Origin of the sequence: Microbacterium sp. RG1, assembly GCF_005347485.1 — a bacterium.
Taxonomy (GTDB): Bacteria; Actinomycetota; Actinomycetes; order Actinomycetales; family Microbacteriaceae; genus Microbacterium; species Microbacterium binotii_A.
Genome location: NZ_CP034121.1, coordinates 2,360,049 through 2,387,048, shown reverse-complemented (window position 1 = coordinate 2,387,048; position 27,000 = coordinate 2,360,049). Strand labels below are relative to the sequence as shown.

The 27,000-nt window shown below is 70.6% G+C and carries 24 protein-coding genes and 1 pseudogene; 12 read left to right on the top strand and 13 right to left on the bottom strand.

What is annotated here, in order from left to right:
* Window positions 1-3: 3 nt before the first annotated feature.
* Both EHF32_RS11570 and EHF32_RS15790 read right to left on the bottom strand, forming a co-directional pair.
* Window positions 4-867, bottom strand: coding sequence for a class I SAM-dependent methyltransferase (locus EHF32_RS11570; protein WP_137418323.1), 864 nt, complete (start codon window positions 865-867; stop codon window positions 4-6).
* 76 nt (window positions 868-943) lie between these two features.
* Entirely contained in the window at window positions 944-1,108 is a 165-nt protein-coding gene (locus tag EHF32_RS15790) for a DUF2207 domain-containing protein (protein ID WP_137418322.1), read from the bottom strand.
* 229 nt (window positions 1,109-1,337) lie between these two features.
* On the opposite strand from EHF32_RS15790, the gene EHF32_RS11560 reads away from it, so the two are divergent.
* The 5 genes from EHF32_RS11560 (at window position 1,338) to EHF32_RS11540 (ending at window position 6,629) form a co-directional block, all read left to right on the top strand.
* Window positions 1,338-1,607: a DUF7218 family protein gene (locus EHF32_RS11560; RefSeq protein WP_137418321.1), complete on the top strand. Its 270-nt coding sequence runs from the start codon at window positions 1,338-1,340 to the stop codon at window positions 1,605-1,607.
* Between the two features lies 1 nt (window position 1,608).
* A complete protein-coding gene (locus EHF32_RS11555; RefSeq protein WP_137418320.1) occupies window positions 1,609-2,571 on the top strand; it encodes a DNA topoisomerase IB in 963 nt (320 codons plus the stop codon).
* 35 nt (window positions 2,572-2,606) lie between these two features.
* The gene (locus EHF32_RS11550; protein ID WP_137418319.1) at window positions 2,607-2,981 is read left to right on the top strand and encodes a fluoride efflux transporter FluC; all 375 of its coding nucleotides are present in this window, start codon (window positions 2,607-2,609) and stop codon (window positions 2,979-2,981) included.
* Complete coding sequence (locus tag EHF32_RS11545) at window positions 2,978-3,349, top strand: fluoride efflux transporter FluC (protein ID WP_137418318.1); 372 nt, start codon at window positions 2,978-2,980, stop codon at window positions 3,347-3,349. The genes EHF32_RS11550 and EHF32_RS11545 overlap by 4 nt, the downstream gene beginning before the upstream one ends.
* A 115-nt stretch (window positions 3,350-3,464) precedes the next feature.
* Entirely contained in the window at window positions 3,465-6,629 is a 3,165-nt protein-coding gene (locus EHF32_RS11540; RefSeq protein ID WP_137418317.1) for an efflux RND transporter permease subunit, read from the top strand.
* 193 nt (window positions 6,630-6,822) lie between these two features.
* Here EHF32_RS11540 and EHF32_RS16095 read toward each other — a convergent pair.
* Both EHF32_RS16095 and EHF32_RS11530 read right to left on the bottom strand, forming a co-directional pair.
* Window positions 6,823-7,422, bottom strand: a pseudogene (locus tag EHF32_RS16095) (DUF998 domain-containing protein); the annotation flags it as partial.
* Window positions 7,423-7,709: 287 nt separating this feature from the next.
* Window positions 7,710-8,618: an aldose 1-epimerase family protein gene (locus EHF32_RS11530; RefSeq protein ID WP_137418315.1), complete on the bottom strand. Its 909-nt coding sequence runs from the start codon at window positions 8,616-8,618 to the stop codon at window positions 7,710-7,712.
* A 234-nt stretch (window positions 8,619-8,852) separates the two neighbouring features.
* Between EHF32_RS11530 and EHF32_RS11525 the strand changes: the two genes are divergently transcribed.
* Complete coding sequence (locus tag EHF32_RS11525) at window positions 8,853-11,012, top strand: DEAD/DEAH box helicase (RefSeq protein ID WP_137418314.1); 2,160 nt, start codon at window positions 8,853-8,855, stop codon at window positions 11,010-11,012.
* Window positions 11,013-11,070: 58 nt separating this feature from the next.
* On the opposite strand, the gene EHF32_RS11520 is transcribed toward EHF32_RS11525, so the two are convergent.
* The gene (locus tag EHF32_RS11520) at window positions 11,071-12,138 is read right to left on the bottom strand and encodes an Rv2578c family radical SAM protein (protein WP_137418313.1); all 1,068 of its coding nucleotides are present in this window, start codon (window positions 12,136-12,138) and stop codon (window positions 11,071-11,073) included.
* 108 nt (window positions 12,139-12,246) lie between these two features.
* Here EHF32_RS11520 and EHF32_RS11515 point away from each other — a divergent pair, with 108 nt between their 5' ends.
* The 3 genes from EHF32_RS11515 to EHF32_RS11505 all read left to right on the top strand — a co-directional run bounded on the left by EHF32_RS11515 (window position 12,247) and on the right by EHF32_RS11505 (window position 15,746).
* The gene (locus tag EHF32_RS11515; protein WP_238343693.1) at window positions 12,247-13,212 is read left to right on the top strand and encodes a M15 family metallopeptidase; all 966 of its coding nucleotides are present in this window, start codon (window positions 12,247-12,249) and stop codon (window positions 13,210-13,212) included.
* A gap of 36 nt (window positions 13,213-13,248) precedes the next feature.
* On the top strand, window positions 13,249-14,421 hold the full coding sequence (locus EHF32_RS11510) for a hypothetical protein (RefSeq protein ID WP_137418312.1): 1,173 nt from the start codon (window positions 13,249-13,251) through the stop codon (window positions 14,419-14,421).
* Window positions 14,422-14,582: 161 nt separating this feature from the next.
* Complete coding sequence (locus tag EHF32_RS11505) at window positions 14,583-15,746, top strand: acyl-CoA dehydrogenase family protein (protein ID WP_137418311.1); 1,164 nt, start codon at window positions 14,583-14,585, stop codon at window positions 15,744-15,746.
* Between the two features lie 103 nt (window positions 15,747-15,849).
* On the opposite strand, the gene EHF32_RS11500 is transcribed toward EHF32_RS11505, so the two are convergent.
* The 8 genes from EHF32_RS11500 to EHF32_RS11465 form a co-directional block, all read right to left on the bottom strand.
* Entirely contained in the window at window positions 15,850-16,413 is a 564-nt protein-coding gene (locus EHF32_RS11500; RefSeq protein ID WP_137418310.1) for an ECF transporter S component, read from the bottom strand.
* Window positions 16,410-17,264, bottom strand: coding sequence for a siderophore-interacting protein (locus EHF32_RS11495; protein WP_137418309.1), 855 nt, complete (start codon window positions 17,262-17,264; stop codon window positions 16,410-16,412). Before EHF32_RS11495 ends, EHF32_RS11500 begins: the two co-directional genes overlap by 4 nt.
* A gap of 23 nt (window positions 17,265-17,287) precedes the next feature.
* Window positions 17,288-18,103 carry an energy-coupling factor transporter transmembrane component T gene (locus tag EHF32_RS11490; RefSeq protein WP_137418308.1) on the bottom strand — a complete coding sequence of 272 codons (816 nt, stop codon included), beginning with the start codon at window positions 18,101-18,103 and terminating at the stop codon, window positions 17,288-17,290.
* Window positions 18,100-19,848: an ABC transporter ATP-binding protein gene (locus EHF32_RS11485; protein WP_137418307.1), complete on the bottom strand. Its 1,749-nt coding sequence runs from the start codon at window positions 19,846-19,848 to the stop codon at window positions 18,100-18,102. The genes EHF32_RS11490 and EHF32_RS11485 overlap by 4 nt, the downstream gene beginning before the upstream one ends.
* Window positions 19,849-19,895: 47 nt before the next feature.
* Window positions 19,896-20,477 carry a TetR/AcrR family transcriptional regulator gene (locus EHF32_RS11480; protein ID WP_137418306.1) on the bottom strand — a complete coding sequence of 194 codons (582 nt, stop codon included), beginning with the start codon at window positions 20,475-20,477 and terminating at the stop codon, window positions 19,896-19,898.
* Window positions 20,478-20,481: 4 nt separating this feature from the next.
* Entirely contained in the window at window positions 20,482-21,030 is a 549-nt protein-coding gene (locus EHF32_RS11475; RefSeq protein ID WP_137418305.1) for an ECF transporter S component, read from the bottom strand.
* A gap of 62 nt (window positions 21,031-21,092) precedes the next feature.
* Entirely contained in the window at window positions 21,093-22,067 is a 975-nt protein-coding gene (locus tag EHF32_RS11470; protein WP_137418304.1) for a pirin family protein, read from the bottom strand.
* Window positions 22,064-22,357, bottom strand: coding sequence for a GNAT family N-acetyltransferase (locus EHF32_RS11465; protein WP_137418303.1), 294 nt, complete (start codon window positions 22,355-22,357; stop codon window positions 22,064-22,066). The genes EHF32_RS11470 and EHF32_RS11465 overlap by 4 nt, the downstream gene beginning before the upstream one ends.
* A gap of 134 nt (window positions 22,358-22,491) precedes the next feature.
* On the opposite strand from EHF32_RS11465, the gene EHF32_RS11460 reads away from it, so the two are divergent.
* From EHF32_RS11460 to EHF32_RS11450, 3 genes are read left to right on the top strand one after another with little or no spacing between them, the layout of a single operon-like run.
* Window positions 22,492-25,101 carry a DEAD/DEAH box helicase gene (locus EHF32_RS11460; RefSeq protein ID WP_137418302.1) on the top strand — a complete coding sequence of 870 codons (2,610 nt, stop codon included), beginning with the start codon at window positions 22,492-22,494 and terminating at the stop codon, window positions 25,099-25,101.
* A gap of 49 nt (window positions 25,102-25,150) precedes the next feature.
* Window positions 25,151-26,314, top strand: coding sequence for a glycoside hydrolase family 3 N-terminal domain-containing protein (locus EHF32_RS11455; protein WP_137418301.1), 1,164 nt, complete (start codon window positions 25,151-25,153; stop codon window positions 26,312-26,314).
* A gap of 33 nt (window positions 26,315-26,347) precedes the next feature.
* Window positions 26,348-26,893: a DUF1697 domain-containing protein gene (locus EHF32_RS11450; RefSeq protein WP_238343692.1), complete on the top strand. Its 546-nt coding sequence runs from the start codon at window positions 26,348-26,350 to the stop codon at window positions 26,891-26,893.
* Window positions 26,894-27,000 lie beyond the last annotated feature (107 nt).

Below are 27,000 nucleotides of genomic sequence, written 5' to 3'. Positions count from 1 at the left end.
GGCTCAGGCGGGCTTGGTGGCGCGGATCGTGTAGGTGAGCGGCATGACGCCGGCGAACCGGCCGGTCAGCACCCACTCGCCGTCGGTGGCCCGATGCGTCATCCGACCGGGCAGCGCCTCCCACGGCACGCTGTCGTGTTCGACGAGCGCGTCGATGCGCAGGCCCGCATCCAGCAGCGCGGTCACGATCTCGCCCAGGGCGTGGTTCCACTCGTACGTCTTGGTCGCCGTCAGTGGACGCGTGGTCGGCACGTAGGTGGAGTCATCGTCCCACTCGAGCGGCTCGGCGGGTTCGAAGTAGGAGAAGCGGAGGTGGATGTCGTCCTCGAGCGTCTCGTTGACCGACCACAGGATGGGGTGACCCTCGCGAATGAACAACGACCCGCCGGGCGCGAGCAGCGCCGCGACGACCCGCGCCCACTCGTCGACCCGCGGCAGCCAGCACAACGCGCCGATGCCGGTGTAGACGAGGTCGAAGGATGCGGGCTGCAGCACCGATGCCGCATCCCGCACATCGGAGCGTACGAAGTCGACGGCGTCGCCGGCCTCGGCGACGAGCCGTCGGGCCTCGGCGATCGCCGTCTCGGAGAAATCCAGCCCGGTGACGTGCGCGCCGAGCCTGGCGAGGGAGAGCGTGTCGGTGCCGATGTGGCACTGCAGGTGCACCGCGCGCTTGCCGCGGATGTCGCCGAGCAGAGGCAGGTCGAAGCGGACGACGTCGGAGAGCGCCTCGTGGTCGTCGACGAAGCGCTCGATCCCGTACCCCGACCCGTCACGGGCGGCGTGGAGCTCGGCGCGCTCGTCCCAGTTGGCGCGGTTCGCCTCGACGAACGGGGTGGGATCGATGTGCTCGCGCGCGGAGACCATGCGCTCACGCTACCCGCGGACGGCCGCGCGCGAAAAAGGGGCACCCGTCGGCGACGGATGCCCCTTCTTCGAGGTGTCAGACCTTGCTGCCGCCTCGAATGACTCGGAGCAGGAATGCGATCAGCGCGATGACGCCGACAATGAGGGCCACCCACAGCAGCCAGTTCAGCGCTGTGTTGAGGCCTCCGACGATCGCCAGCACGATGGCGACGACGATGATGATGAGCAGTGCGATGTTCATCTGGATTCTCCTCGTTCTCGCCGGGACGCCGCGCGACCCGGATGCCTCGTGGGCACGTCCCAACATTCCCACTGCGCACTCACAGCGTCAGAGGGGTTGACGCTCGAAAGCGCCCGGTGCTAGTCGCGTAGGCGCGCGTCCTCTCACATGTCAAGCCCGCTGATGTACGGATGCGGCGCGCTCTAGCGTCGGGGAAACGCCTCGTGGACGCGGGGCGGGAGAGGCCGACATGCCGGGTGGACGCGGGGCGAACAGCCTGAAGGATCCGAAGCTGTACGAGGAGTTGCGCGACGAGGGCGCTTCGAAGGAGAAGGCCGCGCGCATCTCCAACGCGGCGGCGCGCGACGGGCGTTCGGCCGTCGGCAGGCGCGGGGGGCGCTCCGGTGACTACGAGGACTGGACGGTCCCCGAACTGCGCAAGCGCGCGAAAGAACTCGGTCTCACCGGATACTCCGGCAAGCGCAAGGCGGAGCTGATCTCGGCTCTGCGCAACCACTGACGTGGCGCGACTGGCCCGGGTCGATCCCGGATCGGATGCGGGGATCTCCCGCACGCGCAGCGGCACGGGGTTCAGCTACACGCGGCCCGACGGCTCGAAGGTCACGGCAGCGGAGCGTGCCCGCATCGAGGCCCTCGTCATCCCGCCGGCGTGGCAGGAGGTCTGGATCTGTGCGAAGGACAACGGCCACATCCAGGCGGTCGGCACCGACGACGCCGGTCGGAGGCAGTACCTGTACCACCCCGACTGGTCGGCCAAGCGGGACAAGGGCAAGTACGCGCGTGCTCTCGCCCTCGCGGAGTCGCTGCCGCGCGCCCGCGGCCGGGTGACGGCGGCACTGAGACGCGCGGACGACTCGCGCGAGGCCGTGCTCGCCGCCGCGTTCCGGATGCTGGATGCGGGAGCCATCCGGATCGGCTCCACGAAGTACCTGCGCCGCGGCGGCGGGCGGGGCCTCACGACCCTGCAGCGGCGCGACGTCCGCGTCGAGGCCGGCGTGATCGAACTCGACTTCCCCGCGAAGAGCGGGGTGCGCGCCCGCATCCGCATCGAGGACGAGGACCTGGCCGTCGTCCTCGAGCAGCTGACGGCGGGGCGCCCGCGTTCGCCGCTGCTCGCCTACCGGCGCGGTCGACGGCGCGTGGCTCTGACGCCCGGCGAGGTGAACGCCTACATCCGTGTGCTCACCGGCGGAGACTTCACGGCGAAGGACTTCCGCACGCTGCGGGGTACGGTCACCGCGGCGGAGAGCCTCGCGCGTCTCGGGCACGTGGAGTCGAAGAAGGCGCGCAAGCTGGCGGAACGCGACGCCGTGAAGGCGACGGCCGCGGTGCTGTGCAACACGCCGTCCGTCGCGCGGAGCAGCTACATCGACCCGCGGGTGTGGCGGGCGTACGCGAAGGGGCGGCTGCTGGAGTCGGGCGTCTCGCCCGAGACCGCGATCCGGCGTCTCGTCGAAGGCTGAGCGCAGACCCGGAACGGCGGCGGTACCGTTGCCGGGTGGCAGCAGGGTTCTCGTGGCGGCATCTCGGACTGATCGTCCTCGGCGGTGCCCTCGGAACCGCCGCGCGCGCCGGGCTGTTGCTCATCGATGTGCCGGGCTGGCACCCGATCGCGGTGCCCGTCATCAACGTCACGGGAGCCTTTGCGCTGGGCCTGCTGACGGGGGTGCTGACCCGTCGCGCCGAGACCGCGCGCTCGCGCGATCTGCGCCAGCTGCTCGGAACCGGTGTGCTCGGCGGCTACACGACCTACAGCACGTTCGCGGTGCAGGCGGTCGACGGCGCGGCGGTCGCACTCACCCTCGCGACCGCGGCCGTGGGACTCGCTGTCGCGTGGGCGGGCCTCGCCCTCGGGCGGCGGAGGTCCGCATGACGCCTCTCACGTTCCTCGTCGTGGCCGTCGCGGGAGGGATCGGCGCGGGTGCGCGCTACGTCGTGGACCTCGCGGTCACCGCGCTCGTGGGCCCTCGATTCCCCTGGGGGACGCTCGTCATCAACGTGACGGGCTCCTTCGCGCTCGGCCTGCTGACCGGCGCTGTGTCGGATGCAGTGCTGCTCGCCGTCATCGGAACGGGGCTCCTGGGCGGCTTCACGACCTTCAGCTCGGTGGCCGCGGTCAGCGCCGTGATGGCGACCGACCGTCGCGGATGGGCTGCCGCGACGAACACGATCGGCACACTTGTGCTGGCTGCCGCCGCCGCGGCCGCGGGTCTGGCGATCGGCGGGCTCATCGCCGGATAGGCCGGTGAGCCCGGCGTTCCCGCGAGAACGCGTGAGATACTGACCTCGATGCAGCCCTGTATCGTGCCTCCTCGCCGCTGCACCCTCTCGAGTCGGCCGTCATGAAAGCGCTCCCGTGTCACACCTGGCAGTCCTCAGCCTGAAGAACCGCGCGCTCATCGCGCTCATCACGATCGTCGCAGCGATCTTCGGCTCGCTCACGCTCACCAGCCTCAAGCAGGAGCTCATCCCCTCCGTCGAGTTCCCGCAGCTGTCGATCCTGTCGACGTACCCCGGCGCCTCGCCCGAGGTCGTCTCCAACGACGTGTCGACGCCGATCGAGACGGCGATCCAGGGCGTCCCGGGTCTCGAATCCACGACGGCCACGAGCACCACCAACGCCTCGATCGTGCGCGCGTCGTTCACCTACGGCACCAACCTCGCTACCGCCGAGCAGAAGATCAACCTGGCGATCGGACGCATCAAGGACCAGCTGCCGACCGGCGTCGAGCCCAACGTCATCTCCGTGTCGATCGACGACCTGCCCGTCATCCAGCTGGCCGTCACGGGCTACAGCGACGCGCAGGCGATCCAGGACAAGCTCGAGTCCGCCGTCGTCCCCGAAATCCAGGATCTCGCCGGCGTCAACGCCGCGCAGATCGTCGGCGGCATCGGCAAGCGTGTGGTCGTCACCCCCGATGCGGCGAAGCTGGCCGCATCCGGGTTCACGCAGCAGGCGATCACCGACGCCCTCGACAAGAACGGCGTGCTCTTCCCCGGCGGCGCCATCACGGAGGGCGACCAGACGCTGACCGTGCAGACCGGAGCCAAGATCACCTCGGTCGACGAGCTCGCGGCTCTGCCGCTCGTGCCGACGGATGCGGCGCAGTTCGGTGAGGGGACCGTGACGATCGGTCAGGTCGCCACCGTCGCCGAAGCGGCCGATCCGGTCACATCGCTCTCGCGGGTCAACGGGGAGCCGGCTCTGACGATCGCCGTCACGAAGCTCCCGGCGGCGAACACCGTCGATGTCTCCCGTGCCGTGACCGACGCGTTGCCGCAGCTCAGCGACGCGCTCGGCGGAGACGCGCAGTTCTCCGTGGTGTTCGATCAGGCCCCCTACATCGAGCAGTCCATCGAGGCGCTCGCACAGGAGGGGCTGCTCGGGCTGGTCTTCGCCGTTCTCGTCATCCTGATCTTCCTGCTGTCGGTGCGCGCGACGATCGTCACCGCGATCTCGATCCCGACGAGCGTGCTGATCACCTTCATCGGCATCCAGGCGTTCGGCTACTCGCTGAACATCCTCACCCTCGGCGCGCTGACCATCGCGATCGGGCGCGTCGTCGACGACTCGATCGTCGTCATCGAGAACATCCGCCGGCACTACGTCGGCGATGCGGACAAACGCGCCTCGATCCTGCTCGCCGTGCGCGAGGTGGCGGCGGCGGTGACCGCATCCACCATCACGACCGTCGCGGTCTTCCTGCCGATCGCCTTCGTGGGCGACCTCACGGGCGAGCTGTTCCGTCCCTTCGCATTGACGGTCACCCTCGCGATGACGGCGTCGCTGTTCGTGTCTCTCACGATCGTTCCCGTGCTCGCGTACTGGTTCCTGAAGCCCGGTAAGCCCGTGCAGGGACCCGACGGCGAGAGCATCGACCCGGAGGATCCCTCCGCGCCGCCCTCGCGCCTGCAGAAGGCGTACCTGCCGGTGCTCTCGTGGACGCTCAAGCACTCGTGGGTGACGCTCGGACTCGCCCTGCTCGTCCTGGTCGGCACCGGCGCGCTCGCCCCGCTGATGAAGACGAACTTCCTCGGTGACTCCGGTCAGAACACGCTGACCATCACGCAGACGCTGGGTCCGGCCGCCAGCCTCGATGCGGAGGACACCGCGGCGTCCCGCGTGGAGGAGACCCTCAAGGGCGTCGACGGCATCGAGACCGTGCAGGTCTCGATCGGCTCGAGCGGCTCCGCCGTGCGCGACGCGTTCTCCGGCGGCAGCGGCGGCATCACCTACTCGATCACGACGGATGCGGGAGCCGACCAGCTCGCCCTCCGCGACCGCGTGCAGTCCGCCCTCGCCGATCTCGACGACGTGGGCACCATCGCGCTCGCCTCCTCCGGCGGCGGCTTCGGCTCGAGCGACATCGAGATCGATGTGACCGCGCCGGACCAGCAGACGCTGCAGGAGGCGACGGATGCGGTGCAGTCGGGTCTCGAGGGCAAGGACGGCATCTCGCAGGTCACGAGCAACCTCTCCGCGTCGTTGCCCTACATCGCCGTGACGGTGGACCGGGATGCGGCCGCTGCCCGCGGCCTGTCCGAGGTCGCCGTCGGCGGGCTCGTCTCCGGCACCATGCAGCCGCGCCAGGTCGGTTCGGTGGAAATCGACGGCACCTCACTGACGGTGTACCTCGCCGCATCCCAGGTCCCGGTCACGATCGATGATCTGCGAGCACTGACCATCCCGAGCGTCGGCGGTGTGGTGCGACTCGACGAGATCGCGACGGTCGAGCAGAGCCAGGGGCCCACCTCGATCACGACCGAGCGCGGTCAGCGCACGGCCACGGTCACCGTCACCCCGTCGGGCGACGACCTGACCTCGGCGAACGCGACCGTCAACAAGGCGCTCGCCGACGTGTCGCTGCCGACGGGGGCCGATGCCTCGCTCGGCGGTGTCGTGACCCAGCAGAGCGACGCGTTCACGCAGCTGGGCCTCGCGATGCTCGCCGCCATCCTGATCGTCTACATCGTCATGGTCGCGACCTTCAAGTCGCTGCGTCAGCCGCTGCTGCTGCTGGTTTCCGTGCCGTTCGCGGCGACCGGCGCCATCCTGTTGCAGATCGCGACGGGGGTGCCGTTGGGTGTGGCCTCGCTGATCGGTGTGCTGATGCTCATCGGCATCGTGGTGACCAATGCGATCGTGCTCGTCGACCTGGTCAACCAGTACCGCGAGAAGGGGCTGAACGCCCACGACGCCACGGTCGCGGGTGGCTCACGCAGACTCCGCCCCATCCTGATGACGGCGGCGGCGACGATCTTCGCGCTCACGCCGATGGCGTTGGGGATCACGGGCCACGGCGGCTTCATCTCGCAGCCGTTGGCCATCGTGGTCATCGGCGGATTGGTCTCGTCGACGGTGCTGACACTGCTCGTGCTGCCGACGCTCTACAACCTCGTCGAGGGTGCGAAAGAGCGCCGGCGTTCGCGGCGCGCCGGCGACGAACCGGCATCCGGCTCGCCCGGGACCGCCGGGGAACCCGATGCTCCGACGACCCGGCGGGCGCTGCGAGGATCGTGACCTCGACGGCGACCGGCGCTTCGTCATCGGACGCCGTGGCGCGGGTGACGAGCGCCGGCTCCGTCGATGCGGATGCGGGCGCCGCCGGCTCGGCCTGAGTCGCGGGTGAGGCGCACGCGGCCAGAGCGCTGAGGAAAACGCCCGACCAGCCGAACATCGCGCTGAAGGCGATGACCTCGAAGAGGGCGAGGTTGATCGTGCCCGCGACGAAGACCCAGGCTCCGGCGAACAGGCCGACGAACACGAATCCCGTCGTGAGTACCAGCCGCTTCGGGAAACGGTGCATCATGAACGGGCTCGTCAGCAGGAGTCCCGCGAAGCCGAGGACCATCGCGGCGGCGACCCGATCGTGGACGAATCCGTTGGTCGTCAGCGGCACGCATCCCACCAGGGCGAGGTTGGCGCCGACGACGGAGAAGAGGATGCGGGCGGTCGTCGCCGTGCCGCGGCGCACACGCGTCCCCTCCAGCGGACGGAGCTGACGCGCGGCGGCGCGTGCGAACAGCAGCACGGTGGAGCCGCCGAGGATGAGCGTGCCGTTGAAGAACATCGCCGACGCGTCGCCGTACGTGCCGAGCTCGCTGAAATGCAGCCGCCACCACTGCGGATTTGTCGTCGTCGCGATGGAGATCCCGAGCCCGGTGAGCAGGATCGTCAGCGCCAGCACGGCGAGCCGCAGGGCGTCCGCCCGCAGGAGCCCGGCCACCGCCCGGTGCAGCCGCACGCGCGGTGGCGTGGGGTCTGCCCCGCTGAGGCTCGAAGCAGGAAACGACGCGAATACGGTACGCAGCATGCGGGTACCCTCCACCCAGACGGACACCGATCCAGCCGGTGGAAACGTGGAGCCCCTTGCACGCACCGGCTGGCGAGCAGCTCAGCCGGTCGGCGTCGCCGCAGCGGCCGAAACCGCTGGGGTCAACGATATCCGTCGGAGGTTACCGAAAACCCCGATGCGTGTTACCGGCGGACGCGGAACGGAGCGTTCGTCTGTGCCGACCGAGCATCCGTTCGTCGAGCGAGCATCCGATCGTGTGCTCACTCGACGAACGAATGCTCACTCGCTGGGCTCGGCCAGGCGCTTCAGGGGCGTGTGAGGGAGATGCCCCACTCGAGTTCCCACGTCGCACCGGGCTCGAGCCAACGCAGATCGCGGCCCGAGTTCAGAGCGTCGGCGGGGGCGGTCATCGGCTCGATCGCGACAGCGACCTCCTGGCCCGGGTAGCGGTCGGTCGTGAAGACCTGCAGGTACTCGAACCCGGCGCCGGCCCAGAGCTCGAGGCGGCGGCCGTCCGGGGCGTGGAGCACGCCGCGAACGCGACCGCCCGCACCACGGCGGAGCGTCGAGTAGGCGGTGTCGAGCGTGAGGTCTCCGACCCGGCGCGGGGTGCGCAGGTCGTGCGCCGCATCCACGGGCTCCTCCGCGATCGGCAGGTTGCGCTCGTCGAGGCGGAACCACGTCGCCGCGTCCACTTCGAGGCGCAGCTCTGCGGTGGGCACGTCTGCGATGCAGAGGTACGGATGCGTGCCGAGCGCGACAGGTGCCGCATCCGCTCCGACATTCGTGATCTGGTGCAGGACGTCCAGGCCGTTGTCGGTCAGGGCGTAGGTGACGCGGGTGGCGAGATGGAAGGGGTAGCCGGTCTGGGGGAAGACATCGGCCTCGAGCGTCACGGCATCGGTCTCGGCGCCTACGACCCGGTACGGGGCGAAGCGCAGGAGCCCGTGCGAGGCGTTGCCGAGCTTGGGCTCGGTGAGCGCGAGCTGGTAGTCGGTGCCGCGCTGCGACCAGCGCCCGTCGCGCACCCTGTTGGGCCAGGGAACGAGAACGACCCCGGATGCGGCGGGCGTCGCCGCCGTGTCGGGATAGTGCGGGACGAGGTCGACCCCGTCGATCCGCAACGCCCGCAGGGAGGCCCCGACCTCGGTGATCTCGGCCGATCCGTTCGACGACGACAGGCGGTGACGGACTCCGGTCGGATCGGCGTTCATCCTCTCAGCGTAGTCACGTGAGGCACTTTCCCAGTCGCGTGGGTTACTCTGGAATGTCGGCTCTGGACATCGCGTGGTGCGCGGATGGGTTTGTGAGTCCATGGGGCCGATGGTGAGCGCCGCTCGGCGCACATGACCATCATCGAAAATGGCCCCGGCCGACGGTAGTCCGGGTATGCCCGCGTTCTGAGCGGGTGCTGTTCTCGTGCGAAGAGAACCCAGGAAGAATCACCCATGCCCAAGAACAAGAAGCCCGCCGGCGGACGTCCGGCCAAGAACTTCGAGCCCCGCTACGGCGCGAAGACCTCGTTCCAGGACCGCAAGCGTCGTCCGGGCGAGTCCTCGGCCGGCTCGACCGGCTCCAAGAGCCCCAACCACCGCGGCTACCGTGAGGAGGCCGCTGAGTCGGCCCCCAAGCGCCGGTGGACCGCCGCCGAACGCGCCGGTCGCGACGAGGCCCGCGGCATCCGCGAGGGGCGCCCCGCCCGGTCGTTCGACGACCGCCCAGCCCGTCGTGACGGCGACCGCCCCGCGCGTTCGTTCGATGACCGTCCCCGTCGTTCGTTCGATGACCGCCCGGCGCGCTCCTTCGACGACCGTCCGCGTCGTTCCTTCGATGACCGTCCCGCTCGCCGTGACGGTGACCGTCCGGCGCGTTCGTTCGATGACCGTCCTCGTCGTTCGTTCGACGACCGTCCGGCGCGCTCCTTCGATGACCGCCCGGCCCGTCGTGACGGTGACCGTCCGGCGCGTTCGTTCGATGACCGTCCTCGTCGTTCGTTCGATGACCGTCCGGCTCGCCGTGACGGTGACCGCCCCGCGCGATCGTTCGATGACCGTCCCCGTCGTTCCTTCGACGACCGTCCGGCGCGCTCCTTCGATGACCGTCCGGCTCGCCGTGACGGTGACCGTCCGGCGCGTTCGTTCGATGACCGTCCTCGTCGTTCGTTCGATGATCGCCCGGCTCGCCGTGACGGTGACCGCCCCGCGCGATCGTTCGGTGACCGTCCGGCGCGTTCGTTCGATGACCGTCCCCGTCGTTCCTTCGACGACCGTCCGCGTCGCTCGTTCGACGACCGCCCCGCGCGCCGCGAGGGCGGCAACCGTTCGGATTGGAACGCGACGGCCGCCAAGGCGCATGACCAGCACGTCGACGTCGTGCACGAGCGTCTCGAGGCCGAAGCCGTCCAGGCTGAGACCATCGAGGGGCAGGGCTTCGGTGAGCTCGGTCTCGGTCAGAACATCGTGAAGGTGCTCGCCGAGCTCGGCGCCCCCAGCCCGTTCCCGATCCAGTCCGCGACGATCCCCCCGATCCTCGAGGGGCGTGACGTGCTCGCCCGTGGCCGTACCGGCTCCGGCAAGACCATCGCCTTCGGCGCGCCGCTGGTCGAGCGCATCCTGCGCTCGCAGGCGGGCACCCGTCGCGAGTTCGGCCGCCGACCCAAGGCGCTCATCCTCGCGCCCACGCGTGAGCTCGCCCTGCAGATCGACCGCACCGTGCAGCCGATCGCCCGCAGCGTCGGCCTGTTCACCACGCAGATCTACGGCGGCGTGCCCCAGGCGCGCCAGGTCGGTGCGCTCAAGAAGGGCATCGACATCATCATCGGCACCCCCGGTCGCATCGAGGACCTCATCAACCAGGGCAAGCTCGACCTGTCCGAGGTGCAGGTCTCGGTGCTGGACGAGGCCGACCACATGGCAGAGCTCGGATTCGCCGAGCCCGTGCAGCGCATCCTGCGTCTGACGGGCGAGGGCAGCCAGAAGCTGCTGTTCTCCGCCACGCTCGACCGCGAGGTCGCGGCCCTCGTCGACGAGTTCCTCGTCGACCCGGCCGTCTACGAGGTCGCGGGCGAGACGCAGGAGACCGGAACGATCGACCACCGTGTCTTCGTCGTCGACCACCGCGACAAGGCCGAGCTGCTCGCATCCCTCGTGGACCGCGACGGCAAGACGCTCGTCTTCTCGCGCACCCGCGCGTTCGCCGAGATGCTCGTCGAGAACTTCGAGGATGCCGGCATCTCCGCCGTCGCCCTGCACGGAGACCTCAACCAGGCCAAGCGCACGCGCAACCTGCAGCGCCTGACCGACGGCAAGGTCAACGTGCTGGTCGCCACCGACGTGGCGGCGCGCGGCATCCACGTCGACGACATCGACCTGGTCATCCAGGCCGACGCTCCTGATGAGTACAAAACGTACCTGCACCGCTCGGGCCGCACCGGCCGCGCCGGCCGCAGCGGCACCGTCGTCACCCTGGTGCCGCGTCAGCGCCGCCGTCGCATGACGGAGCTGCTCTCGCGCGCCGAGATCGACGCGCCGTTCGAAGAGGTGCGCCCCGGCGACGACGTCGTCGAGGAGGTCGCCGGGCGCCAGCTCGCCGACGTCGCCTCCGCCTGACGCCGAGTCCCGCAACGCCCCCTCGCCCCGTGCGAGGGGGCGTTGCCGCGTCTGGGGGTCAGAACAGCCGCGCCGGCTGCGGCGCCGGTCCGGTGGCGCGCACGGATGCGGCGGCTGCCGCCGCACGCGCGCCCGGGGCGACCGGACGCGCACGCACCGGCTCCTCCTCGTCGCGGCCGTCGAGCCCGTGCGCCCGCAGCAGGGGCCGCACCCGCCGCGCGAGCCACTGGCGGTACGCCTTCGGGGCGCTCACCGACGCGCCCGGATACAGGCCCAGGTAGCTCGAGACGAGCTCCGGATGCTCGCGCCGCAACCACGCCATGAACCAGGGCTTCACGCCGGGGCGCAGGTGCAGAGCGCCGTAGACGACGCGGATCGCCCCCGCCGCTCTGATCCGCCGTAACGCGTCGTCGAGTGCCGCGATCGAGTCGGTCAGGTGCGGCATCACGGGCATGAGGAAGACCGTGACGCGAAAGCCCGCATCCGTCGCCGCGCGCACGGTGTCGAGGCGTGCTTGTGCCGTCGGTGTGCCCGGCTCGACAGAGCGTTGCAGGTCGTCGTCGAAGAGGGCGATCGACATCGCGATGGACACCGGGACCCGCTCGTGCGCCCGCTGCAGCACCGGCAGGTCGCGACGCAGCAGCGTTCCCTTCGTGAGCAGGGAGAAGGGGGTTCCGGACGCGGCCAGCGCGTCGATGACGCCGGGCATGAGTCGGTAGCGCCCCTCTGCACGCTGGTACGGGTCGGTGTTGGTGCCGAGGGCGACGTGCTCACGACCCCACGAGCTGCGGGCGAGCTCTCGCTCGAGCACCTCGGCGATGTTGACCTTCACCACGACCTGGGTGTCGAAGTCGCGACCCGCATCGAGGTCGAGGTACGTGTGCGTGCCGCGGGCGAAGCAGTACGTGCAGGCATGGCTGCATCCGCGGTACGGGTTGATGGTCCAGTCGAAGGGCATCGCCGACGAGCCGGGAACATGATTCAGCGCAGAGCGTGCCGCGACCTCGTGGAAGGTCATGCCGGCGAACTCCGGCGTCGTCACCGAGCGCACGAGCCCCTCAAGCCGCTCCATCCCGGGCAGCGCCGACGCATCCTCCTCGCCGACCTTCTGACCGTTCCACCGCATGACGAAAGTGGAACAAAGATTCGAGTCGATGTCAACTCGTCGTGGACAAGATTCGTACGGGAGTCTGATCCGACTCGCCGGGTGTGCAGGCGGGAGGCACAATAGAGCGTGATCTCCACCGCGTCACCCGAGACGCTCACGTCGCGCCGCGCTGCGCGCGTCGCGTCCGGGCGTCTCCGCCGCCGTCGTGTCGCGGTCGCGGGCGCGGCGGTGGCTGGCGTCGTCGTCGCGATCCTGTGGGTGAGCGCTCTCCTGGCGGGAGCGCCGGTGGCATCTCCCGATGCACCGGCAGGCCCGCCCGCCGCGCAGAGCATCCCCGCGCCCGTCTTCACCCGGGCGCCTGCGGCAGCATCGATCTGCGACGACCCCGCTGTCGCCGCGGCGGTCGCGGCCGGCGACGACGAGGCCGTGATCGTGGCCGCCGGCGGGGGAATGTCCTTCCGCGAGGCGGTCGTCTCCGGAACCGCGCCCTGTATCTCGCTGTCGGATGCGGCACGGCGCTGGGTCGTCGTCAACAAGCAGCGGCCCTTGAGTCCGCTCGACTACGAGCCGCAGGGCATCGTGCAGGTGCAGGGCCTGCAGACCTTCAACGCGGGAGTGCTCCGCCAGGATGCCGCGGCCGCGCTGCAGCAGATGGCGGAGGCCGTCGAGACGGCCGGCGTCGGCTCGCTCGGTCAGCTCAGCGGCTACCGCTCGTACGACACCCAGGTGACGACATACCAGGAGAACGTGGCGCGCGGCGGACAGGCCGAGGCGGAGGTCTCGAGCGCCAAACCGGGTTTCAGCGAGCACCAGCTCGGGCTCGCGATGGACCTCATGCCCTGCGGCAGCGGATGCGGCACGCTCGACGACTTCGGAACCTCCCCCGAGGGTCAGTGGGTGGCGGCGAACGCCTGGCAGTTCGGCTTCATCGTGCGGTACGAGCAGGGGCACACGCCCGTGACCGGGTACGAGGCGGAGCCCTGGCATCTGCGCTACATCGGACCCGAGCTGGCGCGCGCCTACCACGAGGGCGGCTGGCACACGCTGGAGGAGTTCTTCGGCCTCCCCGCCGCGCCCTCCTACACCGGCTGACCCGGCTCACCGCATCCGGAGACCTAGCATGGAGACATGATCCGCCTTCTGTTCTTCGTGGGGGCGGGGATGGCCCTCGGCGCTCTCGTGGTCTCGGAGATCGGCCCACCCGGGGCCGGCGAGATCACCTTTCCCCTCGGGATGGCCCTGGCGATCTTCAGTGGCATCCTGATACTGATCGCAAGGGCCACGCGAGGAATGCCGGCCGCGTCGACCGCAGACCTCGACACGGCGCGATCCGAGGGCAGGATGGCCCTCGCACGCATCGACGCGGTGACCCAGACCGGCACATTGATCAACGATCAGCCGGTGTGCGATCTCGACCTCAGCATCCAGCCGCTGGAGGGTCCCGCATATCGCGCGCGCGTCCGCCAGATCGTGCGGCTCGTGGACATCCCCGGGGTCCAGCCGGGGAGCCTGCGCGCGGTCGCACTGCTGAGCGCGGACGGTGCAGACGTGGCGATCGCCGACGATGACGTCACCCAAGCGCCGTACGCGGGAATCCGGATCCCCCCGCAGGCCGAACTCGGCGAGCCCCGCCTGCCCGAGCCCGGGACGGTCACGATCAAGGGGCGGCGGCGCGGACCGCTGATCGGCGTCGGCCCGAAGGGAAGAGGAGCGCGGTTCGTCCTGTTCGCCGTCGCGTTCCTCGTCGCGGGCGCATCGGTGGCCTCGCCCTACCCGACAGCGGTCGCGCAGACCGTCACCGCGCTGGGGGAGGGGCGGCTCACCGCGGATCTCCGCCAGCCGGAGGTCACCGCCGATGCGGTCGCGGCGCTCACCGCCAAGATCGGGCACGACCGGGTGGTCAGTATCTCCGTCGGCGAGGACGTCATCCTCGTCGATGCCCCCGTGACGCCCGGCTCCACCGACACCGACCGCTGGGAGTACCGCCGCGGTGAGGTGACCCGCGACGGTCCGACGCCGTCGCAGCCGGATTCGGCCGCCGAGCAGTTCTCGCTCGACGAGGTTTCCTGGCCCAGGCTGTGGACCGCGATGCAGGCGGCCGCCGACGCAGAGGGCATCGACAGCCTGAGCGGCGTCGCACTGCGGCTGGAGCGGGTGGCCGACAGCGACATCGACTCGCCGACGTTCGGGCAGCACGCGGGGCCGGTGCGCGCGCGTTTTTGGTTCGACGGCGACTACCGCGCGGTCTTCTACGACGTCGCCCCGGACGGTACGGATCCGGTGCGCACCGAGGGTCGCTGACCCGCTGGAGGGCCTCCACAATCGCGACACTCGGTTTCGGTGTGTGTGGGATGCGATTCCACAGCGTGGTGTGCTCCGGTCGCATCCGCCGGTTTAGGATCGCGTCAGGCGATGGCGCCGCAGCGTGTCGACGCAGGCGCCCCGAGATGGAGGAGACGTCCGTGGAACGCGACATCTACGACGAGGATCACGAGGCCTTCCGGGAGGTCGTGGTCGAGTTCATCAAGCGCTACGGCACGAACGCCCGGCGCGAAGCGTGGGATGCGGCCGGTGAGATCGACCGCGAGACCATGAGGGCCGCCGGCGACGCCGGGATCATCGGACTGTCGGTCCCCGAGGAGTTCGGCGGCGCGGGGATGCTGCAGGACTACCGCTTCCGCGCCGTGGTCAACGAGGAGGTCATCAAGGCCGGGCTCGGGTCGCTGGCCGGTGCCTTCGGCATCCAGGACGACCTCGCCGTGCCGTACCTCGCTCACTTCGGCACGCCGGAGCAGAAGCAGAAGTGGCTGCCCGGCATGGCCACCGGTGAGGTGATCGGCGCGCTCGCCATGACCGAGCCCGGTGCGGGCAGCGATCTGCGCGGTATCTCTACCGTGGCGAAGAAGGTGGACGGCGGGTGGATCCTCAACGGCGCCAAGACGTTCATCTCCTCCGGTGCGACGGCGGACCTCGTCGTCACCTTCGTCAAGACGGGCGAGGGCAACCGCCCCGACGCGTTCAGCCTCGTGCTCGTCGAGAACGGCATGGAGGGCTTCGATCACGGAAAGAAGTTGCACAAGATGGGCTTCGCCGGGCACGACACCGCGGAGCTGTCGTTCACCGACGTCTTCATCCCCGACGAGAACCTCATCGGGGGCGAGCCCGGTCACGGCTTCGTGCAGCTCATGCGCAACCTCCCGCTCGAGCGACTGTCGATCGGCGTGGCCGCGGCCGCTGCTGCGGAAGCGGGCCTGCGTTGGACGCTCGAGTACACGAGCAGCCGGGAGGCGTTCGGCCACGCGATCGCCGACTTCCAGAACACGCGTTTCCGCCTGGCCGACATGGCGACGACGGTCGATGTGCTGTGGGCCTACGTCGACCGCGCCATCGCCCTCTACGGCGAGGGCAAGCTCACGCCGGAGGAGGCCGCCAAGGTCAAGTTCTGGACGACGGAGCGCGAGTGGGAGGTGCTCGACGCCGCCGTCCAGCTGCACGGCGGTTACGGCTACATCCTCGAATACCCGGTCGCCCGCGCGTTCGTCGACGCCCGCGTGCACCGCATCTACGGCGGCACGAACGAGATCATGCGCGAGATCGTCGCGCGTCAGGTGACCGGCCGGAAGTAGCCCGGGCGGCGCGAGCGCGCCACCCGGTGTTCGCCTGTCACAGATCGACGCGCGCGCGTCGATCTGTGACAGGCGAACGGGCAGGTTGGGCCGATCTCCGTGGTCAGCGGGTCCGGCGGCGGGCGAGGCGTGCGACGCCCGCGCGCCGGAGGGCATCGGCGATCACGACGCCGATCGCGGTGCCCGCCAGGCAGCTCGCGATCGTGAGCGCGAAGAAGCCGATCATCGCGGGCAGCGGCATGGTCCACAGGTCGAAGTACTCGGCTGCGAACAGCGGATAGACCACGCCGATGATGAGAGCGCCGGCGACGTGCAGCCAGGTGCTCCAGGAGCGGTACAGCACCAGCAGGAACGGCAGCTCGGCGAAGAACGCCCACCACAGGTTGGTGCCGATGTAGGGCAGTACGACGATCCCCGAGATGAGGCCCACGAGAAGGCCCACACCGGGGCGCTGCAGCAGCCGCAACGCGATGGTTGCCGGCAGCAGCCACATCCCCGCCAGCGCGACCGACGCGAACGGGACGACCGCGAAGAGCAGCGTCGACAGAGCGGTCACACCCCACAGCACCACGCCGCCGGCGACACCGATGGCGGCGCAGGTCAGCAGCACCAGGGTCGGGATGCGGCCGCGCGCCGTTCGCGGCGCCTCGGCGGACGGGGCGCTCATGCGTCGACCTTCGCGGACTGCGACGCGGACCGGGCCGCCCCCAGCCGCCAGTACCCGATGAAGCTGATCGAGGCCTTGTCGAGGCCGCGGGCCACGAGTGCGCGGCGGGCGGATGTCGGTAGCGACTGCTCGCCGACGATGAACGCGTGTGTGCCCTCCGCGTGCAGAGGGATCTCTTCGAGGGCGGCGAGGGCGAGGGCGCCGGGACGGGTCTGCGCGTCGCGGACGAGCCACCGCACCTCGACGCCGGCGGGCGCCTCGAACGCCAGCGCATCGGCCTCGGACGGCACCTCGATCAGGGCGACGCCCGTCGCGTTCACCGGCAGCGAGGCACACACCCCCGACACCGCGGGGAGCCCCGTCTCGTCCGCGGCGAGGATCACCCGATCGACGCCGCGTTCCGGGTCGAACCCGAGCCCCTCGTCGATGATCACGACGCTGTCACCAGGGCGTGCGGATGCGGCCCATCGCGACGCAGGGCCCGCGTCGGGTCCTGTGCCGTGCAGCACGAAATCGACGTCGATCTCCGCGCCGGCGCCCGCGGTCGCTGCCCGATACGCGCGCACGGTGTAGTTGCGCATGACGGGACGCACGCCGTCCGGGATGCGCAGGTACTTCAGGTACCCGAGCAGCTTGTTCGCCTTCGCGGGGATCCGATCCAGACCCTCGTCGCCGCCGACGGGGAGGAAGAGGCGGAACCACTGGTCGTAGCCGAGCGGGACGAACCGGTCGATCTCCCCCTCGCCGAGCGTCACCCGCATCCAGTGTTCGCTGAGGCGTGCGGTGCGGAGCACCCGCAGGTGCAGGAGGTCGGGGGAAGCGGGTTTCACGAGGCGGGAGAACCGAGCCATGCGGAGCCTTTCTGTGGGGTGTGTCAGGCGCCGGCCCACGGGCGCACGATGATGAGGACCACCGCCGAGGCGGCCCAGAACGCGAGGACGAAGACGACGTCGCGGATGCGGAAGGGCACCAGATGACGCTCGGTGCGGTCGGGGAAGGCGCCGAACGCGCGCGCGTCCATCGCGAGGGCGACGCGCTCGGCGTGCCGGATCGCACCCGCGAGAAGGGGGACGATGTACCCGCCCCAGCGGGCGATCGCGGCGAAGGGCCCCCGCCCGCCGTGCGACCCGCGCACCCGGTGCGCCTGCCGGATCACCTCGAGTTCGTGCGCGAACCGCGGCACGAAGCGGAACGCGGCGAGAGCCGTGTAACCGATGCGGTACGGCACGCGCAGCTGCTGCACGAGCGACCGGGCGAGATCGGCTCCCGAGGTCGTGAATCCCGCCGCCAGGGCGAGCGCCAGGATCGCGATCAGGCGCAGCGCCGTGGCGAAGCCGATCTCGAGTGCGCCGGAGAACAGCCGCCACTCGCCGATCTGCAGCACGAGCGGCGTCGTGTCGACCTGGGCGGCATCCGTCCACACGGCGAAGCCGCATCCGAGCACGAGAACGGCGGCCGGCAGCGCCAGGAACAGTGTGAGCAGCACCTGGCGCGACGCCCGCGCGCCCACGAGCAGCAGCGCGTAGGCGAGGGCGAGGAACACGAGCGGAGTGGTCGTGTCGCGCACGAAGACCAGCGCGAGGCTCGGCGGGATGATCGCCGCGAACTTGGCGAGGGGGTTGAGCGCGTAGAGGAAGCGGGCCCCGGATGCCGCTGCGGGAGCCGCGAACGGGTCGATCGTCGCCGTCATGGCAGATCCGCCAAGCGCACGACTCCGTCGAGGGCGGGATGGCCCTCCAGCTGCGCGAGCGCGCGCCGCATCGGCGGCGGACGCAACCCGGCTCGCTCGATGAGCGCCGCGTCGGCGAACACGTCGGACGTGCGGCCGGATGCGGCGACGCGCCCCTCGTGCACGACGACGACGTGATCGGCGTACTCCGTCACGAGCTGCATGTCGTGCGTGACCACGAGCACCGTGGTGCCCGCCGCGTTGAGCTCGGCGAGCAGGGCGAGCAGCTCGTCCGCACGCGCCCGGTCCTGCCCGAAGGTCGGTTCGTCGAGTGCGAGCACCGGCGCGCCGGCCACGAGCGCCGTACCGACCGAGAGACGGCGCTTCTGACCGCCCGAGAGCAGGAAGGGATGCGCCTGGGCACGCTCGGCCAGGCCGAACCGGGTGAGCAGCTCGTCGGTGCGACGGCGGACCTCCTCGTCGGCGAGCCGCTGCCGCCGCAGGCCGTGCGCGATCTCATCGGAGACCGTATGGGCGATGAACTGGTGCTCCGGATTCTGGAACACGAAGCCGATGCGGGCGGGAAGCGTCCGGGCGTCGGCGCGGCCGACGTCGGTCCCTGCGACCGTCACGGTGCCGCGCGGGGGGACGACGACTCCCGCGATCGCCTGCAGCAGGCTCGTCTTCCCGGCGCCGTTGGCTCCGACGATCGCGACGAAGGAGCCCGCGGCGACGCTGAGCGACACATCGTGGAGCACCTCGGTGCGTCCGCGCCGCAGGGTGAGCGAGCGCACCTGCACGATCGGCTCGCGGACCGTGCGCGGCGCGGTGCCCGCCGGCACGATGTGTGCGACGGATGCGGGTGCAGGCTGCGCCTCGAGCGCCGCGCGCAGCTCATCCGGGCTCAGGGGCAGCGGCTCCATCCGGTACCCCGCGGCCCGCAGCCGGAGCGCCGCGAGGGTGGAGGTCGGCAGCCACACGCCGAGCTCGTGCAGCTCGTCCGCGCGCGTACGCAGCACATCGTCGGCAGCCCCGTCCGCGATGACCGCGCCCGCCGCATCCAGCACGACGACGCGATCGATCAGCGGCACGGCCGCATCCAGGTTGTGCTCGATCAGCAGGATTGCGCGATCGCCGGCCGCGACCAGGTCGGCAAGCGTCGCGTACACCTCCTCGATGCCCCGCGGATCGAGGTTGGCCGTGGGCTCGTCGAGCACCAGGAGAGGGGAGCCCATGGCGAGGGCAGCGGCGATCGCGAGGCGCTGGCGTCCGCCGCCGGACAGGCGGTCCGGGTTCTCGTGGCGACGGTCCCAGAGTCCGACGCGGCGCAGGGCGTCTTCGGCGCGGCGGAGCACCTCATCGACGGGCAGGCGCAGGTTCTCGGGTCCGAAGGCGACTTCGTCCAGGAGCGTGCCGGTGACGAGCTGGGCATCGGGATCCTGGAACACCATCGCCACCTGCGTGCTCAGCTGAGCGACCGAGGCGTCACGGGTGTCCAGGTTCCCGGCTCTCACGCGACCGGCGACCTCGGCCGGGATGTCGTGGGGGATGAGCCCGTTCAGCGCCAGAGCCAGCGTCGACTTGCCGGAACCGCTCGGCCCCAGCAGCAGCACGACCTCGCCGGGATCGATCCGGAACGAGACGGATGCGGGAGAGGGACGCGTCGCGCCCTCGTGGGTGATCGAGAGGCCGTCGACCTGCAGAAGGGGTGCGCGGACGCCGGATGCGGCGGACGGAGCGTCGCGATCGGCGGAGGCAGCGGGCACGGAGGATCCAGAGTTCGGACGGGCGGGTCCTCCCAACTTAGCCTAACCTAACTCGGCTTCTCCAGGAGCTCGTCGATACTGCGTTCGTAGGCGGCCGTCAGCTGCGCCGGTCCCATTCCGCACAGGAGCGCGAACTGCAGTCCGCGCCACTCGGCGACGACGCGCGTCGCGGCGAGCTCGGCCGCATCCGGAGTCCACCCCTCGGCGACGAACACCGCGCGCACGCGGCCCACCCATCCCGTGCCGAGGTGCGAGAGGAACTCGTTCCAGCGTTCGGGATCGCCGAGCGCGACCGCGAAGCGGTGGAAGAACATCACCAGGTACGACCGGTTCTCGGGGGCGCCGATATCCTGCCACGCCCGCAGCAGGCGTTCCCGCAGCGGGACGTCGTCGGCGGCGAGGCGCTCGAAGACGGCGGCGAGGTGCGGGAAGCGCTCGATCGCGATCTCGGATGCGGCCTCCAACAGCCGCTCCTTCGAACCGAAGTAGTACAGCAGCATCCGGTTGTTGGAGCCCACCGCGCGTGCGATGCCGGACAAGCTGAGATCGATGAGGCCGTTCTCGAGGATGAGGTCCGCCACGAGCTGCGCGAGCCGGCGGCGTTCCGGGCTGTCGGCGCCGTCGGTCATCGACTCAGCGCCCGCCGCGCACGACGCCCGCGCGACGCAGTCCGATGCCGACCCAGAGACCCACGGCGGTCCAGGCGACGGGGGCGAGGACCGAGACGGCGAGGTAGGCGACCTGCGCCCAGATCGGAAGCGTCTTCAGGTGCGCGGCGAAGAACACCGCGGCGGCGATGATCACGCCGATGACGAGCGCTGACACGAAGAAGCGCCATGCGCGCCACGACCGGTACCGGGTCGCGGCGGCGACCACCTCCTGGATGCCACCGAACAGCACGGCCGTGCCCAGGAACTGCAGTGCGTACTGCGGCGCGGTGGCGCTGGAGACGAGGGCTGCCAGCAGATGCGCCAGGAGCGCGACGCCGGGTCGGCGCAGCACCTCCTGCGCGATGATACCGGGCAGCACGTGCACGCCCAGGAGCAGGCCGTACAGCGGCGGGACGAATCCGAGGAGCGGCACCGTGGCCCAGCCCGCGATGCCGCCGAGGATGCCCGTGGCCACACCGATCGCGGCGCAGACGAGCAGCACGCGCGTCGACAGAACGGAGGTGCGGGCCACCTCCCCAGACTATCGGCGCCAGGGCGATCTGCGGCTCGGAGCGACCGGGAGAACTCCGCCGCTCAGAGCCGGCGCCGACGACGCGTCAGACGCACAGCCGGCAGCGGGGGTGCGGGGACGCGTTCGTCACCGTGGCCGACGACGTGCGCGAAGCGCGCCGCGCCCGCTTCCCACTCATCGCGGGCCGCCACGATCTCGTCGTGATCGCGCCCGACGAAGTTCCACCACATCACGATCTCGTCCTCGAAGGGTTCGCCGCCCAGGAGGAAGAGGGTGGCGTCCTCGTCGCTCGAGATCTCCACCTCGCCGCGCGCGCGGCCGAGATACAGCAGCTGCAGCCCGACCAGCTCGGTGTGCGCGGAATCCGCCGTGTGCACGCGCGGGGTCCCCGCGACGCCGACCAGCGCGTACTCCCAGTCCGCGCGCAGCGGCAACGTGACGCGGGATCCCGCGGGCACGCGGATCTCGGCGCCCACGATCGGCGTATAGGCGGATGCGGGCGAGCGCACCTCCGCCAGTTCTCCCATGACGACGGTGGCGCTGCCGCCGCCGTCCAGTGCCAGCTCGGGGAGGTGGATGTGCTGCTCGAAGGCGGGCTCGCCGTGGCGACGCGAGTCGGGCAGAGCGATCCACAGCTGCAGGGCGTCGAGGGGGATCGGGTCGTCGGTGACCGAGTACTCGGAGTGTGCGATCCCGCGTCCGCTCGTCATGAGGTTGAGCTGGCCGCGGGAGATCAGCACGTCGCTGCCGATGCCGTCACGGTGGCGGACCTCGCCCACCAGCGGCCAGGTGACCGTCTGCAGCCCGATGTGCGGGTGCGGCTCCACCCGCATCCGCACCTCCTGGGGGCCGAAGCGATCGAGGAAGCACCACGCGCCGACCATCGGCAGCTCGCGCTGCGGAAGGGCCCGGTGCACCTGCATCGCGCGTACTCCGCCCAGGGGCACCTCCCGCGCGTCGAGCACGACGGCGCGGGGGCCGTCGCACTCGACCGACTGCTCGAGGCTCTCCTCGGCGTCAGCGTCGAGTCGGGTCATGGCCAGGCGACCTTGAGACCTGGGACTTCGTGCTCGCGCAGGTACTTCGCGACGAACGGGCAGAGTGGCACGATCGTCTCGCCGCGCTTCGCCTCATCCTCGAGCGCGCGTTCGACCAGGATGCTGGCGACGCCGTGGCCTTTGAACGCGGGGTCCACCTGGGTGTGGGGGAACACCGTGCGACCCTCCTCGTCCGTGTAGAAGGCGGTGAAGCCCGCCGGCACGTCATCGAGGAAGACCTCGTACCTGTCCTCGCCGCGTTCGACGCGCACGTTCAGCTCATCCGACATGGCTCTCCTCTGCTCGCGTGCTCCCACGCTAGCCGCGGGCGGGCGGTCCCGGGCTGCGTCATCCGCAGAGAATGCGCGCGTCGCTTGACGAGCACGACCCGCCCGACGCCGCCGGATTCGGGCAGACTCGAGGGATGACCGCATCCCTCACCGAGCTCGCCCGCGCCGCCGGGGACGATGCGGATGCGCTGTACGACGCATTCGGAGACTGGACCGTCGGTCGGGGCATCGAGCTGTACCCCGCGCAGGACGAGGCGGTCATCGAGCTCGTCTCCGGCCAGAACGTGATCCTGTCGACGCCGACCGGCACGGGCAAGTCGCTCGTCGCTGTCGCCGCGCACGCCGTGAGCATCGCGCGGGGAGGCCGGAGCTACTACACCGCGCCCATCAAAGCTCTCGTCAGCGAGAAGTTCTTCGCCCTCGTGGACATCTTCGGGGCGGAGAACGTCGGGATGGTCACGGGCGACTCCTCGGTCAACCCGGATGCGCCGATCGTCTGCTGCACGGCCGAGATCCTGGCGAACCTGGCACTGCGCCACGGAGCGGATGCGTCGGTCGACCAGGTCGTGATGGACGAGTTCCACTTCTACGGCGAGCCCGACCGGGGCTGGGCGTGGCAGGTTCCGCTCCTGCTCCTGCCGCGGGCGCAGTTCCTGCTCATGTCGGCGACCCTCGGCGACGTGACCGGGATCGCCGCCGACCTCACCCGTCGCACGCAGCGCCCGACCGTCGAGGTGACGGGTGTGGAGCGCCCCGTGCCGCTGCACTTCTCCTACGCCCGCATCCCGATCCAGGAGCAGGTCGAGAAGCTGCTGGAGGAGAACGAGGCGCCGGTGTACATCGTGCACTTCTCGCAGGCCCAGGCCATGGAGCGCGCGCAGGCGCTCGCGAGCGTGAAGGTGGCCACGCGCGCGCAGCGCGACGAGATCGCGGAGGCCATCGGCGGCTTCCGCTTCACGACGGCGTTCGGCAAGACCCTCTCGCGTCTCGTGCGCGCAGGGATCGGTGTGCACCACGCCGGCATGCTGCCGCGTTACCGGCGTCTCGTCGAGACGCTTGCGCAGCGGGGCCTCCTGCGCGTGATCTGCGGCACCGACACCCTCGGTGTGGGAATCAACGTGCCGATCCGCACCGTGCTGCTGACGGCGCTCACCAAGTTCGACGGCATCCGGATGCGGCAGATCACCGCGCGCGAGTTCCATCAGATCGCGGGCCGCGCCGGCCGTGCGGGCTACGACACGGCCGGAACGGTCGTCGTCATGGCCCCCGAGTGGGAGATCGAGAACGAGCAGGCGCTGCGCAAAGCGGCGGGCGACGCCGCCAAGCGCAAGAAGATCGTGCGCAAGAAGGCGCCGGCAGGTGCCGTGAACTGGGGTGAAGGCTCGTTCGAGCGGCTCGTCCAGGCGGTCCCCGAACCCCTGGTGCCGCAGATGCAGCTGACGGCGGCCATGCTCATCAACGTCATCGCCCGCGGCGGCGACGTCTTCGCGCACGTGCGCTCACTCGTCTTCGACAACCACGAGCCCCGCGCGCGCCGCTACGAGCTCGCGCGCCGCGCGCTCGCGATCTTCCGCACGCTCGTCGCGGCCGACGTCGTCGAGGTGGCGGACGGCCGCATCCGGCTGACGGTCGATCTGCAGCCGAACTTCGCGCTCAACCAGCCGCTCTCGCCCTTCGCGCTCGCCGCCATCGAGCTGCTCGATCCGGCACCTCCGGCATCCGCCGTGCCCGCATCTGCCGCCGCTCCCGTCGGAGAAAGCGACGAAGGTCGGAGTATCGACGGTGAAACCTCCGAGATCGGGCCGGATCTCCGACCGGCGCGCACCGCGGGATCGGGTCACTACGCGCTGGATGTGGTCAGCGTGATCGAGGCGACCCTCGACGACCCGCGTCCGGTGCTCGCCCAGCAGGAGTTCAAGGCGCGCGGCGAGGCGGTCGCGGCGATGAAGCGCGACGGGCTCGACTACGACGAGCGGATGGCGGCGCTCGAGGAGATCACCTACCCGAAGCCCCTCGCCACGCTGCTCGGCGAGGCGTTCGAGGTGTTCGCGTCGAGTCAGCCGTGGGTGCGCGACTTCGAGCTGCGACCCAAATCCGTCGTCCGCGACATGTTCGAGCAGGCGTTCTCGTTCGCGGAGTTCGTCTCCTGGTACCAGCTCGGCCGCAGCGAGGGCCTCGTGCTGCGCTACCTGAGCGACGCGTACCGCGCGATCCGGCAGACCGTGCCCGCCGAAGCGCGAACCGAGGAGCTGCTGGACGTGATCGCCTGGCTCGGCGAACTCGTGCGGCAGGTGGACTCGAGCCTCGTCGACGAGTGGGAGCGGCTCGTGAACCCGGCGGAGGAGGCGGGCGAGCCCGTCGTTCCCCCCGCACCCCCCTCGGTCGTGGGGAACCGTCGCGCCTTCGTCGTGCTCGTGCGCAACGAGATGTTCCGGCGCGTGCAGCTCGCGGCTCTCCAGCGCGACGACGACCTCGTCGCGCTGGACCCGGATGCGGGCTGGTCCGACGCCCTCGACGCGTACTACGACGAGCACGACGCCGTCCTCACCGACGCCGGTGCGCGCTCGCCCGCGCTCTGCACGATCGACGAGTCGGACGCGGCCGGCGGCCTCTGGCGCGTCGAGCAGGTCATCCACGATCCGGAGGGCGATCACGACTGGCGCATCCGCGCGGTCGTCGACCTCGCCGCATCCGCGGAAGAGGGTGCCGCGCACGTCAGCGTGACGGAGGTCGTGCGCCTGTAACCGGACGCAACCCCGGACTCGTCCAGGCGGTTTCGGCCACACTGGAATGATGCGCAAGACGATCACGGTTCGCGCGCTTGCCGTTCTCGCCGCGGTGGCGGCGCTCGCGGGATGCTCCACCACGCAGGCCACGCCGACGGCCGCGCCCTCGACCCGAAGCCCCACGCCCACACCGACTCCGACGCCCGACCCGGTTGATGGGCTCACGCTGGAGCAGCGCGTCGGGCAGTTGTTCATGGTCGGAACCCCCGCCGACGCCCCCGACCCCACGGCGCTCGCCGCGATGGCCGACCCGGGCGTGAGCGGGCTCTTCCTGCGCGGACGTTCCTCCGCGGGCGCGGCGGCCACGGCATCGCTCGTCGCGCAGTTCACGGCGGTCGAGCCGGCGACCGGCCCCCGCACCTGGATCGCGACGGACCAGGAGGGTGGGGACGTGCAGGTGCTCTCGGGAGACGGCTTCGAGCCCATGCCGACGGCGCTCACGAGTGCGCAACGCGACGACGCGACACTGCGCGCGGATGCCGAGCGATGGGGCGCCCAGCTGCGCGCGGCGGGGGTCGACATGAATCTCGCGCCCGTGGCCGACATCGTCACGAGCGCCGACACCGCACGGCTGAACCAGCCGATCGGTGTCTACAACCGCCACTACGGATACGACGAGGCGACCGTCGCCGACAAGGCGGGCGTCTTCGCCCAGGGGATGCGGGAGGCCGGCGTCCTGCCCACGATCAAGCACTTCCCGGGGCTCGGCCGGGTGACCGGAAACACCGACTACGCGGCCGATGTCGTCGACACCGTCGTCGGCGCGGATTCGCCGGACGTGAACGTCTACCGCACCCTTCTCGACGAGGGGCCGGCCGCGGTCATGATGGCCACCGCCGTCTATCAGCGCATCGACCCCTCGATGCCCGCCGCGTTCTCCGAACCCGTCGTGACGGGCTTGTTGCGCGACGGGCTCGGATTCGACGGCGTCGTGATGACCGACGACATCTCGGCCACGGCGCAGGTGGAGCGCTGGGCGCCCGCGGACCGGGCGGTGCTCGCCGTGGACGCCGGTGTCGATCTGCTGCTGCTGTCGGCCGACACGTCGGTGTTCCCCGAGATGTACCAGGCCGTGCTGCAGCGGGCCAAGACCGACCCCGCGTTCGCCGAGAAGGTGGATGCAGCGACCGGCCGCATCCTGGAGCTGAAGGAGACGTTCCCCGGCGAGTGACGGGGGATGCGGGATCGGACGCGGCGGGCCACAATGGGCCGGGTGCCGACGTATCTCGGGTTTCTCCGCGCCATCAACCTCGGAGCGAAGCGGGTCTTCCCCAAGGGCGACATCTGCCGGGTGGTGTCCGAACTCGGCTTCGAGGACGTCACCACGCACCTCAACACCGGCAACGTGAGGTTCTCGACGCGGATGCGTTCGCGCGCCCGGATCGAGGAGGCGCTGGAGCGCGCGTTCCGCGCCGACCGTGGCTTCGACGTGCCCACGATCGTCTTCTCGACCGACGAGTTCGCGCGGATCGCCGACGACGCGCGGGCGCTGAGCGATGCCCGCCCGAACCTCGCGCGGCACTACGTGTACCTGCTCAAGGACGAGCTCGCCCCAGAGCAGGCGGCCCTCGTGGAGGCGACCAGCGGCGACAAGGGCGAGATGGTCGTGTCCGGCCGCGCCGCGCACGCTCTGCTCGGCCCCGGGTACAACGACGGCACGGTCGACCCGCTCTCCGCCGCGAAGATGCTCGGCATCGCGACGAACCGCAACCTCAACGTCGTCGGAGCGCTCGCCGATCGCTGGTGCTGACCGCGGCGAGTCGCCGCGTGCGGGGAGCTGACCGCGGCCCCTCGCTGCGTATGCGGAGCTGCGTGTCTCAGTTGTGCACGTCTCCGGGACTCTGGGCGTGAACGTGT